Source organism: Imperialibacter sp., from assembly GCF_040222385.1.
Taxonomy (GTDB): Bacteria; Bacteroidota; Bacteroidia; order Cytophagales; family Cyclobacteriaceae; genus Imperialibacter.
On sequence record NZ_JAVKDF010000035.1, the window covers coordinates 62500 to 77827 of the forward strand.

The following is a 15328-nucleotide window of genomic DNA, read 5'->3' on the forward strand; positions in this document are numbered from 1 at the left end:
TTACTAGGGTTCCTTGGATGAAAGGATTTTAGGATTTCCGAGTAGGGCCAGGAAATATATTGGCAGTTAGTGCTTGGCCTTAACTTCTGGGTGTTTGGTGTTATAGACTCTTTTATATTGGAGACTGCGGCTACCAAAATTGATTAAGAGACCAACAGGTAAATTGTAAGCTTCCAGGTAGTTTCTGCATTGGTTAAGATGATTATCGTTCAATTCGATCACTGCTTTCAACTCAACCATGATCTTATCTTCAACGAAAAAGTCCACTCTGCGAGTCCCAATATCAATTCCTTCATAATAGATAGTCATTTCCATCTCTCTTGCATAACCAAGACCTTGCTTTTCCATTTCGATTGCAAGGGCTCTTTGGTATATTACCTCTTGAAAACCGTTTCCTAGAAAGGTATGCACCTTCATTGCGCACCCAATTATCCGATGTGTGAGTTCTTCGTAAATCATGGCTTCTGATAAAGTTTGGATTCAAAATAATTTCAGGTAACTAAAATACTAATCTTATCATCTTTCAATCCTATAAATCCAAGTAGAGACAAAATGGAAGGGCAAATAATCGACATTGAGAGCAAAAGAATCTACCCCGGCAGACTCACCATAGAAGCTGGCGTCATTAAAAATATTGAAGAAACTGTCGATGCCCCACACCGCTACATTCTTCCCGGCTTTGTAGATGCTCATGTGCACATTGAAAGCTCAATGCTGGTTCCTTCCGAATTTGCCAGGCTGGCCGTTACGCATGGCACTGTGGCAACGGTATCTGATCCTCACGAAATTGGGAATGTGCTGGGCGTGGAAGGCGTTGAGTTCATGATTGAAAATGCTAAAACCGTTCCCCTGAAGTTCAACTTCGGAGCCCCCTCCTGCGTGCCTGCTACTCCATTTGAAACAGCAGGAGCCATTATCACAGCTGAGGATATTGAATACCTCCTTTCTAAGCCTGAGATCAAATACCTTGCTGAAATGATGAACTGGCCGGGGGTGCTGCATCGGGATGCACTGGTGATGGGCAAAGTCAAAGTAGCGCAGAAGCATGGCAAACCTGTAGACGGCCATGCTCCAGGACTCAAAGGAGAGCAAGCCGCCAACTACATCGCTGCCGGTATCAGCACCGACCATGAGTGCTTCACTATGGAGGAAGCTCTCGACAAACTGAAACACGGCATGAAAATCCTTATCCGGGAAGGTAGTGCAGCCAAAAACTTTGAGGCGTTAATCCCGCTAATGAAGGATCACGCCAGCCAGCTGATGTTCTGCTCCGACGATAAGCACCCTGACAACCTCATCGAAGGGCATATCAATCAACTCGTCGTGCGAGCCCTGAAAAAAGGGCATGACCTTTTCGATGTGCTGGCAGCAGCATGCATCAACCCTGTTAAACACTACGGGCTAAATGTAGGTTTGCTGGAAGAAGGCGACCCTGCGGATTTTATTGTGGTAGGCAGCATCGAAAACTTTGGCGTTCTGGAAACCTGGATCGACGGGCAAAAAGTAGCCGAACATGGAAAGGCTCTTTTCGGCACCAAACCTTGCACGCCCATCAATCAGTTCAATTGTCAGCCAAAGAAACCAACTGACTTCCACCTCAAAGTAGGTGGTTCGCAGGTAAGAGTCATCGATGCCCTCGACGGCCAGTTAATCACAAAAGAAAGCTGGTTTGATTCAAGCCTGCTGGATTCAGACTCACAAACTTCTGTCGAACATGATGTCTTGAAATTTGCCGTCATCAACCGTTACAGCGATCAGCCACCAGCCATCGCCTACATCCGTAACTTTGGATTGAAGCAAGGCGCCGTTGCCTCCACCGTCGGGCACGACTCGCACAACATCCTGGCCATCGGCGTATCCAACGAAGCCATTTGCGAAGCAGTCAACCTATTGGTTGAAAACAAAGGCGGAGTAGCTGCTATTGGAAAGGGAAAGCAAAAGGTGTTACCATTACCGGTTGCCGGATTGATGGCTGTGGAAGACGGCTATACTGTGGGTAAAAAGTACCAGGAAATTGACCTGATGGCCAAAGAGCTGGGATCAAAACTTTCAGCACCATTTATGACCCTGTCCTTTATGGCACTGCTTGTTATCCCTATGTTAAAGTTAAGTGACCAGGGACTTTTTGATGGCGAAAGGTTTACCTTTGTGCCACTTTTCAAAGAGTAAAAATGCCCGAGAGAAAGAAAATCCTCTTCATCGTCAATCCCACCGCTGGTACCCGCACCCACAAGTTTGAAGAAGCGCTGATTCAGAAATGGCTCGACCACGAACGCTTCAGTTACGAAATGCATTTGACAAGACATGCCAGCGACGGCACCGAAACAATTCAGAAGCGGCTGGATGAATTTGATGGCTTCATTGCTGTAGGCGGCGACGGCACCGTGAACGAGGTTTTCAAAGGCGTGCTCGATAGCAAGAAATGGTTTGGAGTTATCCCATCAGGTTCCGGCAATGGGCTGGCAAGAACTCTCAATATTCCGATGAACATCGAGGGTGCTTTCCAAAGCCTTAACAAAGGAAAGGTGAGAGCCATCGATTACGTGAAAATCAACGACGACAGCTTCGTCAATGTGGCAGGCATTGGCTTTGATGCCAAAGTGGCCCACAAATTCAAAAATTTGAAGGTCAGGGGGCTAAAATCATACGCAAAAGTCACGCTGCAAGAGTTCGGCAAGTCAAAAGATCGCCTGATCAAGATCTCCTTCAAAGGCAAAACTTTCAAAGAAAAGGCGATGATGGTCAGCTTTGCGAACAGCACACAGTTTGGCAACAATGCCTTTATTGCCCCCAAAGCCGAACTCGACGATGGCAAGGTGAACATAGTGGTGCTTAAGAAATTTCAATGGCTGGACGTGCCTTTTCTTGTATGGCAGCTTTTCAGCAAGTCTATCCATCAATCGAGGCTCCAAAAAGAATACGCCGTAAAAAAAGCTACCATTGAGTCGAAAAAAGGCATCTACCTCCACATCGATGGTGAAGCAAGAGCCAAAGTGAACAAGATTAAACTTAAAGTCGTGCGCAAAGGGGTGAAAGTCATTGCATAAATCATCCGATCCTTCTACCTTCCATCATAAATCTAAATCCTTTCGATATGTCGCAAGAAGAACAAGGCAAAGTGGAGTCGCTGCTTTCCGAACTCGGTAAGAAAATTGACCAACTTATTGTAGAAGGCAAAAAGAAAAAGGATGGTTTGACTGACGAGATAGAAGAGAAAATAGCTGAGCTCAAAGGTCAGAAAGAAAAACTGGAAGAAGAGTTTGAGTCATTTAAAGTAAAGAATGAACCGAAGTGGGTGGAAGTAAGGGAGCATCTTGAGAATGCCATTGGCGAACTTCGGGCTGCTGCGGAAGCGGCTTTTAAGAAAATGAAGAGCTAGCACGAAAGTTATTTGTTGACTGTTATTAGTTAATCGTGGTTTGCAACTGGTACTTTTGCACCCTGAATCAAATTTCAATTAACTGCTGCAGGGTCAATGAATATTATCTCCGTTGAAAATTTAGCTAAGTCATTCACCGACAAGCCATTATTTACTAATCTCACCTTTGGTCTTAGCCAGGGAGAAAAAGCTGCTATCATTGGAGTAAATGGCTGCGGTAAGTCTACGCTTCTTAAGACCATTGCCGGCTGGGAAGCGCCGGACGGAGGCAAAGTCTCCACCCGCAAAGACTTTAAGGTTTCCTACCTGCCACAGCAGCCGGAGTTTGATCCACAAACCTCCATTTTAGACACCCTCTTCGAAGCCAACTCGCCCATGATTCGGGCCATTCGTGATTACGAAGAGGCCATGTACCAGGCGGAGCACCATGGCAAAGATTTTCCTGAGGGTGTGCTTGAGAAAATGGATGAGTTGCAAGCCTGGGATTTTGAGGCATTTGTTCGACAGGTAATCGGACAAATGGGATTGCTGGATGTAGACCTGCTAATGGGCACGCTATCGGGCGGTCAGAAAAAAAGAGTGGCCCTTGCCAAAATCCTGATTGAGCAGCCCGATGTGCTGCTACTCGACGAGCCTACCAACCACCTCGACCTGGCAACGGTGGAGTGGCTGGAAAAGCACCTTGCCACACAAAACACCACTCTCCTGCTCATTACCCACGACAGGTACTTTCTGGATAATGTATGTAACCTCATCTTCGAATTGGACGAGGGACAGATGAATCGCTACCAGGGCAACTATGCTTACTTCCTTGAGAAAAAGGCCGAAAGACAGGCCCTGGAATCGACCGTGGTGGACAAAGCCCGCAACCTGATGAAAAAGGAGCTTGACTGGATCAGAAAGCAACCCCGAGCCAGAGGCACAAAAGCCAAGTACAGAGTGGAAGCCTTTGAAGGCATCAAAGAAACAGCCTCCAAAAAACTTGGACAGGACAAGGTGGAGCTCCACGCAGAAGGCCGCCGGCTTGGTGGCAAAATCATGGAGCTAAAGGACGTATCCCACGCCTATGACGATGTCACGATCCTCAATAAGTTCAATTACACCTTCAAGAAGAACGACAGGATTGGGATTGTAGGCAAAAACGGTGCCGGCAAAACAACTTTTCTCAACATCCTCACCGGCAAGCAGCAGCCAAATGCAGGCACTACCGACAAGGGTGTCAATACCATGTTTGGATACTACACCCAGGAAGATTTTACTTTCGACGATAGCCAGAAAGTAATTGAAGCGGTAAAAGAAGTAGCAGAGGTGCACCCGGGGCCTGACGGCACAATTATTACTGCCTCGCAATTGCTTACAAGGTTTCTTTTTCCTCCTGAAAAGCAATATCAAATCATAGGAAAGCTGAGCGGCGGTGAAAAAAGAAGGCTACAACTGCTTTTAATCCTCGCTAAAAACCCGAATTTTCTGATCCTCGATGAGCCTACCAACGATCTGGACATTACCACGCTGAATGTGTTAGAAGACTTCCTTGAAGGCTTCCCCGGCTGCCTCATGGTGGTGTCCCACGACCGTTATTTCCTCGATCGCACTACCGACCACTTATTTGTGTTCGAAGGTGGTGGAGTCATCCACGACTTCCCAGGTAACTATACCGACTTCCGTGAGCAGCAGGCGGAAAAAGCTTCGAAACTTGAGAAGCCTGCTCCAAAAGAAAAACCGAAAGAAGTAGCAAAGCCAACCGAAAAAAAAGCGCTCTCCTATAAAGAAAAAAGAGAGCTGGAAGGTATTGAAGCGGAGTTGAAACAACTGGAAGAGAAGAAGAAGGGGTTCATTCTAAAGCTAAACGCCGGAAATGGGTCACACGAAGAACTTACCGAATGGGCGTTAAAAATAGAAGAAATTGATACCTTACTCGAAGAAAAGGAGCTCCGGTGGCTTGAGCTCTCCGAGTTAAACGCATAAGGCATGCTGCAAACAGGCAAGAAAGAGGCCGAAATAATCAACAAGGCAATTGCTCATTGGGAAGACTCCGGGCTTATCGATGAAAAAACGTCAGAAAGGCTCAGGAACGATGTGCAGCCTGTTGGCTTCGACTGGCAAAAGCTGGCCTTCTACGCCTTCCTGTTTGCTATTGGCTCCATCATTGTCAGTGTTTTTCTTTTGCTCGCCGACGAATGGATTCTTAAATTCATAGAGGATCTAATTGATGCACCTCACTGGGTCAAAAGCCTGCTGTTTGCTGCAGTGGCTTTTGGTTTGTACGCATTTGGTTACAGACGCAAAGCGAAGAAACCAGATCAGATTTACAGCAACGAGGCGCTTTTCATTCTCGGCGTGATCAGCACCGCTGTCTCCGCTACCTTCCTCGGCTTGCAGTTCGATACAGGCTCCGGCCATTTTTCCCTACTCATACTTTTGCTCACAGCCATCTACGCTTTGGTGGCTTACAGTTTGCGTTCGCAAGTCATCTGGCTTTTCTTTCTTGTGGCCTTTGGTGCGTGGTTTGGAACAGAAACGGGCTATGTCACCAATTGGGAAGGTTTGTTTTGGGGGATGAATTACCCGCTACGATATACGGTGTTTAGCTTTCTCATAGTCGGTGGTTCATTTTTGATTGGCCGAACAAAAATCTCCTTTTTTCAGCCTCTCACCTATGGTTTTGGCTTGTTTCAGCTATTTACCTCGCTGTGGTTTCTATCCATTTTTGGCAACCACACTGATTTCAACATCTGGAGCCAGGTCAGCCAGGTAGAATTGTGGGGTTGGGCTGTGCTTATGGCCGCCGTTAGTGTCGGAGCCATCATTTATGGACTCAAGAATGATGATTTTCTTAGCCGCGACTTTGGCATCGTTTTTTTTCTTGTCAACCTGCTTTCCCGCTACGTGGAATACGGCTGGGACACGCTGCACAAAGCCGTTTTTTTCATGATTCTTGCTGTGGCTTTCTGGCTGCTTGGGAAAAAAGCAGAGACCATCTGGAACCTCGGCAGAAAAAAGAAATAGCCGCCCGGTAAGTTTGACCCCACCAGACGGCTACAATATTCCCAGGCCCTGTTTCTTACTTCAAAAGGAGTCCAATGGTAAATCCTGCTGACACCGCAATTGGAAAGTCTCTTCCACCGGCAGCGTGACTGTAGCTGTATCTTCCCTCGCCTCCGCTGTTGAACCCATAGCCCAGGCCGACATGGTAGTCGAGGCTCATAATGTCTGCCAGCACGTATTGACGGCCGTAGTTCAGCAGAATAGCCACAGCAGAATAATCTTCCCTGTTCCTCGACTCATTACCAGTAAATTCGTCGTACACAATATTGTCCTGTGTAAAAAAGCTCATAGCCACCTCAGGCCTGATGTATTTTCCACTTAGCAAGTGCGATCCTTTCATGCCGTCAGCTACAAAATCTGGGTTTAGTTTAAACTTAGGCCCCACTCTGAAAAGCACGCCACTTGGGTCAATTTCGTTTGGATCCAGGCCTAGGCCGATAATCCCTACTTTGGCTTCCCATGACACCCAGTCTTTGATATATCTTTCATATCCAAAGGTGGTGTTGCCTGTCAATGGAGAGAAAAACTCCATTTTGATGATACTCTTTTTCTGCGATTCGAAATCCGTAACAATTTGCTGCGCATTGGCCGCTCCTGACACCAGGAGAAGGGCCGAGACTAAAAAATTCTTCATGGTCATTCTATTTGTTAATTAAATAATCCGTTTTCTAAAAAGTAATCTACCGAATACAAAGTGCGTGCCAAAACAAAAAAGCCGGGTCAGTTTCCCGATCCGGCTCTTCCACTTTAATACTGGGTTAAATTACTTGGCCGCTACAAGGGTTACGTCAAGTACAAATTCGTCGTAAATCACTTTGTCTCCTATCTCTGCAAAAAAGCTTTTGGAGCCATACTTTACATTAAATTTAGACCTGTCCACAGTAATCTTAGAGGTGGCAGTTACTTTGCTTCCATTGACAGCTAACTCTGCAGGAAAAGTGATTTTCTCAGTTGTTCCTTTGATAGTAATGTCGCCGGTCACATCGTATTTGTTGTTACCTGTCGATTTCACGCTGGTAATTTTGAAAGATGCGGTGGGGTAAGTGGCTACTCCAAAAAAGTCGTCAGACTTAAGGTGCCCTTCCAATTTGCCTTTGTATTCACCTTCGAGATCTGTGTCTACAATTGAGTTCATGTCGATAGTGAACGAACCGCCTGCTAATTTATCGCCGTCGAACTGAAGGTCACCCTGAATCAAATTAATTGTGCCTGTGTGACTTCCGGCTAGTTTCTCGCCAGTCCAAATTACCTTGCTTTCTACTGTGTTGACTTTGTAAACAGCTTTTGTGTCATCAGCCGAAGGACTGCCGACAAGAAGTACTAATGATGTGAAAATTGCGCTTAACATAAGTTTTTAGATGTTTAATAATGCAAATGTATGTACATACATGTATATACATAAATAAATGTCTAAATGTTTCATTAGCATTAAATTTATTTTTAAATGTGAGCTTTGGCTGGTCTGGGGCTAGATTCTGGAAAGCACTTTTTTAATCAGACCGTCAACAACCTTCAGGGGGTTCTTTGAAAAGGTACCTTTTGCTCTGTTCACAACAATCGCATTAAGGCTGATCATGTTATGTCCCATCATACGAGACAATCCATAGTAGCCTGCGGTTTCCATTTCAAAATTGGTGATCCAAAAATCGCCCTCGTGAAAGTACATCAGCTGATCCACCAAATTAGGATGCTTGATGGGCAGGCGAAGTGCTCTCCCTTGCGGCGCATAAAACCCGGGTGCGGTAACCGTATTTCCCTTGACCATGTCAAAGGCGTATTTTTCGATCAATTTTTCGGATCCGCTGATGATATACGGCATGAACTCCAAAGAGATGGCCTCTTTCAGCTTGGCCGCTATCTTTGTTTCCCTGGCCGACTGATGGTAAGGATAAAAAAAGCCTAGCGTATCAAAGCCGATGGCGTTCTCTGAGACAACATAACTTCCCAATTTGATATCCTCCTGCATGGCGCCAGAAGTGCCTATACGAATAATATTAAGACTCTTGAGTTTCTTCTTTGGCTCCCGTTTGGCCAGGTCAATATTGACCAGCGCATCGAGTTCGGTCAATAGTATCTCAACGTTGTCGGTGCCAATGCCAGAGCTGATAACTGTCACTCTCTTTTTGTTGAGATAGCCAGTGTGAGTAATGAACTCCCGCTTGTTCATCTCAAACTCTATTGAGTCGAAATATTGACTTACCTGATGCACCCGGCCCGGGTCTCCTACTGCTATGATGGTATCAGCAATGTGCTCAGGCCTGAGGCTGAGATGGTAAACACTACCATCGGAATTGAGGATAAGCTCTGACTCAGGAATTTTTGCCATCAGCGCTCGTCGGTTGCACCTTGCGGTTCTTCTTTCTTCCTGTACAGTCCTCTGTAAGGATTATAACCATTCATCTCCTTCTGGTAGTAGCCGGTGCCATCATACGGTCTTTTATCGGAATGAGATTTGCATTCTTCGGAACAAGCGCCTTCCATTTCCCATCCACACTTCTCACAGATTGGGACATGGCGATTGCATTCAGCATTGGCACAGTTCACCATGCGGTCGCTGTGTGTACCACAAACATAGCAGGTAGATACTACCTTCGGATTAACCTTATTCACCTCTACCGCCACCCGGTTGTCAAACACATAGCACTTGCCTTCGAAGTCCTCACCCTGCGTAGCCTCTTCCATGCCGTATTTGATAATGCCCCCATGAAGCTGGTAGACGTTTTCAAAGCCCTGCTCCAACAAAAAGGCGCTGGCCTTTTCACACTTAATACCACCAGTACAATAGGTCACTATCTTTTTATCTTTTAAAGCCTTCAGCTCCTCCACCTTTTCAGGGAAGTCACGAAAGTTTTCGATATCGAGCGTAACAGCGTTTTTGAACTTGCCTAAAGAGTGCTCATAGTTAGACCTGACATCTAAAATAACCACATCATCTGTCTTGTTCTTGAGAATTTCCCTGAACTCGGCGGGCTCCACATAAGTGCCTGTGCGCTGATTGGGATCGATATGACTCAGGCTGGAATGAACAATCTCAGGCTTAACACGCACATGCAGCTTTGCAAACGCATTGGCATCGTTGTGATCCACCTTGAAGTCGGTATGGGCGAACCTGGGGTCGGCCTTCAGATCGTCCATATAGCGCTGGCAATCTTCTCTGCCTCCACTTATGGTTCCGTTGATGCCTTCGTGGGCGATGATGATTCTTCCCTTCAGGTTGTTTTCGATACAGTAAAGGTGATGCTGCTCTCTGAACGCCTCCGGATCCTCGATCCTGGCATAGCAGTAATAAAGAAGTATGCTGTAATTTTTCATTTTTATAACTCTGCCTTGCTTCAACAAGGTGTTATTTGTTTTTGCTATCGGTTGTTGACCTTTAGCTATTAGTTTTAACTTACTTAACGGCTTGTGCCGGGTTTCCAAATACTGTTTCTCCGTCTTTCACGCTGGCAATAACAACTGAACCTGCCCCAATCCTGGCTTTTTTACCGATTTTCACGCCTGCCACAATTGTTACTCCGCTTCCGATAAATGCTTCATCTGCTATCTCAACATTGGAATTGATAATGCTACCAATGCCTATCTGCACATAGTCGCCCAGTTTGGACATGGACCCAACCACAGCATTTGAGTGAATCACACAATGCTGCCCAATGGTTGCTCCGCCTTCCACAATAGCGCCTGAGTTGATCATATTGCCATGCCCAAGGGATACCGACACGCCCAGCACGGCTCTTTTGTGCACGGCATTCACTGGCTGCACTTGCCTCCTTTCGTTGAGCATTTTCACCATCGACTTCCTGTAAGCGTTGTCATCACTGGCAACAAAGGCGTCACATTTCTTTCCAATCAACTTTAGAAAACCATCATCATCAGGCCTGCCCAGAATAGAGATACTATTGAGCTCTGTGCCATGCCTGGAAGCATCCTCCTCCAAAAACCCATATATCGTCACTCCATTGCTTTCGAAAATTTCCATGGCATGGTGCCCCATAGGGCCAGTTCCGAATATGATAACCGGGTTGATCATTCTTGTCTATTAGTTGCTATGAGTTTTGAGAGTGCAAAGGTAGGGCTATTGGCCTTATCATCAAACACCTATATCGCTCCTGAAGATTTTCAATTTACTGATTTTTGACAGCCAGGGATGTTTGAAGGAAACAAGAAAGGCAAGCATGGGGTAAAAGGCCAATCGATACCTTGACAAAGAGCCATAGTTAGGCGTTGAGAGGGTGATCATAGCGGCAGTGAACACAACGTAACCGAGTAGTGGCAACCAAACGAGCATCGGAAATCTCGCCTTTGTCGGCGTATTGGTAAAAAAGAGCGTCAGTAGTAACATCGGCTCAAGCAGAATAAGGATTTCCGAAGTGGAATTGACCTCCCAGGGAAATGGGCCAAGCATCCCTGCCATAGCTGCCAGCATAGCCTGCAACACAATTTGAGGCCACTCCCATAGCGTTTCAAGACCTGACACAACGTGCTCCGGCATCGACTGAGCCACAATCGCCGCATGGTTGTCGGCGAATGCCTTTACGACATACCCAGGATTGAAACTTGTGTCGGAGTAGCTAAAAGCAACAACAAACGACACAATTAAGATAATGCCTGCAATACCCAGTGCCCAACGCCATGCGAGTCTTTGCATGTACTTTTGAAGAACCTTAAAAAGCACAGCACCAAACAAGAATGGAAGCAGGCTCAGCAAAACGAAAATACGCAGCTTTGTCAACACCAAAGAAGCGAGAATAAGTAACGCTACGTGTAAAAACCAATTGGAACGGCTTCCGCTAGCAATGGGAATGGCAGCACCTAAAAATACACTGACTCCAGCCAACATCAACGTTTCCTTTGAAAGCCCGCTCCCCCAAATGGCTATACTTGGCCAAAGGAAGAAGACAAGAATGGCTGACCACCGAATATCGATACCGATTGACTGCATTCTTTTGATCAGGTAAATGACCGACAAGAAGCTGAAGAAGCTAAAAAGTATGCCGATGAACCAAATACTGCTTCCCAGCATCAAGTATAATACTGTGATGACCTTCACAAAGAAAAAGGTTCTGTTTTGGGGAGTTGCCCTGGCTGCCGGATCAGCTTCCTGCGCAAGGAAATCCCAAACCGCATAGCCCGACCGAATATCCTCCAGGTATTCGGTTGCCTTCTCGTTGTAGTAGAAAAGGTCACCTTCATGTCGAACCTCCATGTAGTAGACCATAGCTATCATGCCCGCCGCCACTTTCATTGACATAAGCACAAGTGTGGCCCTGGTTCCGAAAACTGGCATCGAAAATTGCCAGCAAGCCCAGCCAAATATCAGAAGGATGAAAACGCCAACGAGCATGCTAGTGGCTTTGCCTGATTAGGTGAGTACCTATTTGGCAGGAAAGGCATCTTCTGGGCTGGCAGTAGTGCTGGTAAAGTTCGATAAAGGCTTGAGACTCGTAGGCCGTGGGTTTTTCGACAGGCATGAAAGAGAGCTTTCTGGTAATCGTGTTTTCCTCGAATTGAAGCTGATTCAGCAGCAGCAATGCCTTTTCCTCAAGCTCAGCGCTTCCCTGCTCCTTCCCATAGGCAAACAACAAAGGCACAACACAGTTAATAAGCAAAATGTCGATGCTTTTGCTTCCCACAAAAGCGCTTTGTCCACTTGATTTCGCTTTTTCCGTCCCAGGTTTGTCCTTTGCAAACTGAAAATGTGTCAACCAATAATCAGACACCTTTGATTTAAAAACGCCTCTGAGTCCGGCAAGGTCTGACTCAACAAACACTGCAAAAAGCCGGGGCGACTGATGAATGATGGCTGCCAGCTGGGCCATCCTGATCGTAGGGAAGTTGGCTGGCCGCATGCGCATAAACTTCCAGGGTATAGGAGGCAGCGTGGTGGCTATGAGCTGAAATTTGTGGTTGATGTAATCGAATCGTTCTTTGAGGGCCTTCGAGTAAAAGTCACTTGAGTCGTCATCAAGCAGCCCGGCAAGGCCCAGCAGGTAGGCCTCCAGGTCTTTCTTATCGAAAGCCAGCTTCTTCATCACCTTGTACGAAACCCGCTTGCTTAGCTGCTGAAAACCTTCTTCGTTCTTCTTGAAGCCAAAATACCGGATGAGGAAATGAACCGCTGTGGCATCCCAATCGCCACCGTACTTTTTCAGGAGTATCTCAACATCCTTTGTCTTTCTCTGTAGGCGCTCCACGAGCACCCGGTCAATCATCGACTGCCTTTTTAAAGCGTCAATGTTTTTGATTTGTGTTTGGCAGGGCACATCCACTCGCTGCTGAATCAGGCCCTGATACTTCGAGAGTAGTTGCAGCGACACCCTATCCTTTAGTTCCAGCTGCGGCACGTACGTACCATCGGTTCTCAGTATCTCACGATCAGCCTCCCAAACCACATGGAGAACGACACTGTCATACGCTTTATCAAACTGGTGTTTGTGGTTGTGCCAGTCGCTGCTCTTGAGATGTATCTCCACCTGCCCATTCCACTCCATTTCCCCAATTCGCAGGCGAGCCTCCCTGAAGTCTGGTCCGGCATCGGAGTTGAGAAAACCCTGCTTACTAATCAGGATGGCCTGTCCGTCGGTAGTCCGCAGCTCAGCGCTATCGAAGTATTGAAATTGCCAGATAAAATGGAGAAACTCTTCAGGAAACATTTCGTCGTTGAAAAAGTAAATAGATTGGACTGTCTAAAGCATCACAGTCTTCCAATTTATAAATACTTCTCCAACATTTCATCCATTTGCTGCTGAAGATCAGTGGCAGCCAACTTGGCTTTTTCGGCGAAATCGACGCCGTTACCTGCATAGATAATGCCCCTTGCCGAATTCACCAGCAGTCCGCATTGGCTGTTCATGCCATATTTGCAAGGGGCTTCCAGATCGCCTCCCTGCGCACCAATGCCCGGCACCAGCAGAAAATGCTCCGGAGCAAGGGCTCTCACTTCTTTGAACATTTCGCCCCTGGTAGCGCCTACCACATACATCATGTTGTCGGCACTCCCCCACTGCTGGCTGGTGGCAATCACCTTTTCAAAAAGCTTCTTGCCATCTGCCATTGGCTCATTCTGGAAGTCGGCAAAGCCTTCGTTGCTGGTGAGCCCCAGCAGAATCACCCATTTGCCATCGAACTGCAGAAAGGGCTTTACCGAGTCTCTTCCCATGTAAGGTGCCACAGTAATACTATCAAAATTCATCGCCTCAAAAAACGCCTTTGCATACAAAGTAGACGTGTTGCCGATATCACCCCGTTTGGCATCGGCTATCGTGAAAATATCGTTGGGGATATAGTCCAATGTTTTTTGCAGCGACTCCCACCCCTTTGGCCCCATGGCTTCGTAAAAGGCAATATTGGGCTTGTAAGCAACGGTCACATCGGCCGTGGCATCAATAATTTGCTTGTTGAATTCAAAGATTGGATCCCTTTCTTTGTGAAGATGTGGGGGGATCTTAGTGATGTCTGTATCGAGGCCAACACATAAAAAAGAACGTTTCTTCTTAATGTTGGCAAATAGTTCTTGACGGGTCATGCGGCAAAGATAAACATATGCTGCATTTGACATGGCAGGAATCTACTTTGAATATAAAACCCCATTAGTCCGGTTTTTACTTGCCTTACGCATTGTCAGGCGGCATATTGCAGACATTATTCATTTATCCAAAGGCTGGCTATTTTTTTTAGCTAGCCAAATCAAAAGAGACATGTTCCCAAATTCCAGCTCTTCCATTGAGCTTAGCCGGTCGGCGCTAGAAAACAACCTTGATTTTCTTAGAAAATTAGTGGGCCCTGATGTGACAATTTCTTCGGTGCTAAAAGGCAATGCCTATGGACATGGCATCAAACACATGGTGCCTGAGCTTGAAAGGTTGGGTATTCGCCATTTTTCTGTGTTTGGTTCGTTCGAAGCACTGGACGTGGCGAGTTTCAGTACCGAGTCATCGACGATTTTGATCATGGGTGATATTCTTGACGATCATCTACCGTGGATAATTGAAAATGATATTGAGTGTTTTGTCTTCAACACCATCAGGCTAAAAGCACTCTGCCAGCAAGCCCGTTCAATAAAGAAAAAAGCCAGAATTCATTTGGAGCTCGAAACTGGCATGAACCGGACAGGTGTCAATTCAGATGAGTGGGAAGAAATGGCAGCATTGCTCAACGACTATCAGGATTGCATCGAAGTGGTCGGCATGTGTACCCATTTTGCCGGAGCAGAAAGTGTATCCAACTACAAGCGAATTCTCAATCAAAAAAACCTATTTCATGAGGGGGTGAAATTTTTCAGAAGCAAGGGCATCCACCCAAGTGTGCTCCACACTTCATGTAGCGCCGGAGTGATCATGTACCCTGAGAATAACCTGGGCATGGTTAGGGTGGGAATTTTGCAGTATGGCCTTTGGCCAAGCCTGGAAACCCAGGTGAGTTATATGCGGGAAAACAAGCTAACAGAAGATCCACTTAGACGAGTGGTATCCTGGAGAAGCCATGTAATGGACATAAAACATGTAAAAATGGGTGAGTTTGTTGGCTATGGCACCTCCTTTCTTGCTGAATACGATATGAAAGTTGCGAGCATTCCAGTAGGTTATAGTTACGGTTTCAACCGTGGGCTGAGTAATCAGGGCCGGGTGCTGATCAACGGTCACCGGCTGAGTGTTGTGGGTGTGGTCAACATGAATATGTTTCTGGTAGAAATCACTCATGCTGAGGTGAAAATTGGGGACACAGTGACCCTGATAGGCAACGACGGCGACCTGTCGATTTCCGTATCCCATTTTGGAAATTTAAGCGACCAACTGAACTACGAATTGCTGACGAGACTGGATAAGGATATTCCGAGGGTGGTTGTGTGAGCCCTTGTTCAAATGGCAACTTTTTCAATTAGGAAAAATACCCTCTTTGTAATGTATT

Annotated in this window: 15 protein-coding genes; 6 read left to right on the forward strand and 9 right to left on the reverse strand. The window is 46.3% G+C overall.

Annotated elements, in window-relative coordinates; translation table 11 throughout:
- Window positions 1-66 precede the first annotated feature (66 nt).
- On the reverse strand, window positions 67-459 hold the full coding sequence (locus RIG68_RS16190; protein ID WP_350124401.1) for a GxxExxY protein: 393 nt from the start codon (window positions 457-459) through the stop codon (window positions 67-69).
- Between the two features lie 93 nt (window positions 460-552).
- On the opposite strand from RIG68_RS16190, the gene ade reads away from it, so the two are divergent.
- From ade to RIG68_RS16215, 5 genes are all read left to right on the forward strand, one after another.
- Window positions 553-2169 carry an adenine deaminase gene (gene ade / locus RIG68_RS16195; protein ID WP_350124404.1) on the forward strand — a complete coding sequence of 539 codons (1617 nt, stop codon included), beginning with the start codon at window positions 553-555 and terminating at the stop codon, window positions 2167-2169.
- Between the two features lie 2 nt (window positions 2170-2171).
- The gene (locus RIG68_RS16200) at window positions 2172-3047 is read left to right on the forward strand and encodes a diacylglycerol/lipid kinase family protein (protein ID WP_350124407.1); all 876 of its coding nucleotides are present in this window, start codon (window positions 2172-2174) and stop codon (window positions 3045-3047) included.
- A gap of 47 nt (window positions 3048-3094) precedes the next feature.
- Window positions 3095-3379 carry a sll1863 family stress response protein gene (locus tag RIG68_RS16205; RefSeq protein WP_350124410.1) on the forward strand — a complete coding sequence of 95 codons (285 nt, stop codon included), beginning with the start codon at window positions 3095-3097 and terminating at the stop codon, window positions 3377-3379.
- 96 nt (window positions 3380-3475) lie between these two features.
- Entirely contained in the window at window positions 3476-5344 is a 1869-nt protein-coding gene (locus tag RIG68_RS16210; RefSeq protein WP_350124412.1) for an ABC-F family ATP-binding cassette domain-containing protein, read from the forward strand.
- Window positions 5345-5347: 3 nt separating this feature from the next.
- On the forward strand, window positions 5348-6385 hold the full coding sequence (locus RIG68_RS16215) for a hypothetical protein (RefSeq protein WP_350124415.1): 1038 nt from the start codon (window positions 5348-5350) through the stop codon (window positions 6383-6385).
- Between the two features lie 55 nt (window positions 6386-6440).
- Here the strand turns inward: RIG68_RS16215 and RIG68_RS16220 are convergent, their stop codons facing one another.
- The 8 genes from RIG68_RS16220 to pyrF form a co-directional block, all read right to left on the reverse strand.
- Entirely contained in the window at window positions 6441-7058 is a 618-nt protein-coding gene (locus RIG68_RS16220) for a hypothetical protein (RefSeq protein ID WP_151998803.1), read from the reverse strand.
- A 129-nt stretch (window positions 7059-7187) separates the two neighbouring features.
- Complete coding sequence (locus RIG68_RS16225; protein WP_350124418.1) at window positions 7188-7772, reverse strand: YceI family protein; 585 nt, start codon at window positions 7770-7772, stop codon at window positions 7188-7190.
- A 120-nt stretch (window positions 7773-7892) separates the two neighbouring features.
- A complete protein-coding gene (locus RIG68_RS16230; protein ID WP_151998805.1) occupies window positions 7893-8750 on the reverse strand; it encodes a nucleoside phosphorylase in 858 nt (285 codons plus the stop codon).
- Window positions 8750-9736, reverse strand: a complete 987-nt coding sequence (gene trhO, locus RIG68_RS16235; protein WP_350072258.1) for an oxygen-dependent tRNA uridine(34) hydroxylase TrhO — start codon at window positions 9734-9736, stop codon at window positions 8750-8752. Before trhO ends, RIG68_RS16230 begins: the two co-directional genes overlap by 1 nt.
- A 79-nt stretch (window positions 9737-9815) precedes the next feature.
- The gene (locus RIG68_RS16240; protein ID WP_350072257.1) at window positions 9816-10451 is read right to left on the reverse strand and encodes a NeuD/PglB/VioB family sugar acetyltransferase; all 636 of its coding nucleotides are present in this window, start codon (window positions 10449-10451) and stop codon (window positions 9816-9818) included.
- A 60-nt stretch (window positions 10452-10511) separates the two neighbouring features.
- Window positions 10512-11765, reverse strand: coding sequence for a hypothetical protein (locus RIG68_RS16245; RefSeq protein WP_350124423.1), 1254 nt, complete (start codon window positions 11763-11765; stop codon window positions 10512-10514).
- Window position 11766: 1 nt separating this feature from the next.
- The gene (locus RIG68_RS16250) at window positions 11767-13074 is read right to left on the reverse strand and encodes a DUF2851 family protein (protein ID WP_350124425.1); all 1308 of its coding nucleotides are present in this window, start codon (window positions 13072-13074) and stop codon (window positions 11767-11769) included.
- Window positions 13075-13130: 56 nt separating this feature from the next.
- Window positions 13131-13946, reverse strand: coding sequence for an orotidine-5'-phosphate decarboxylase (gene pyrF, locus RIG68_RS16255; protein ID WP_350124428.1), 816 nt, complete (start codon window positions 13944-13946; stop codon window positions 13131-13133).
- A 172-nt stretch (window positions 13947-14118) separates the two neighbouring features.
- Between pyrF and alr the strand changes: the two genes are divergently transcribed.
- On the forward strand, window positions 14119-15270 hold the full coding sequence (alr, locus tag RIG68_RS16260) for an alanine racemase (protein ID WP_350124431.1): 1152 nt from the start codon (window positions 14119-14121) through the stop codon (window positions 15268-15270).
- The last annotated feature ends 58 nt before the right edge of the window (window positions 15271-15328 follow it).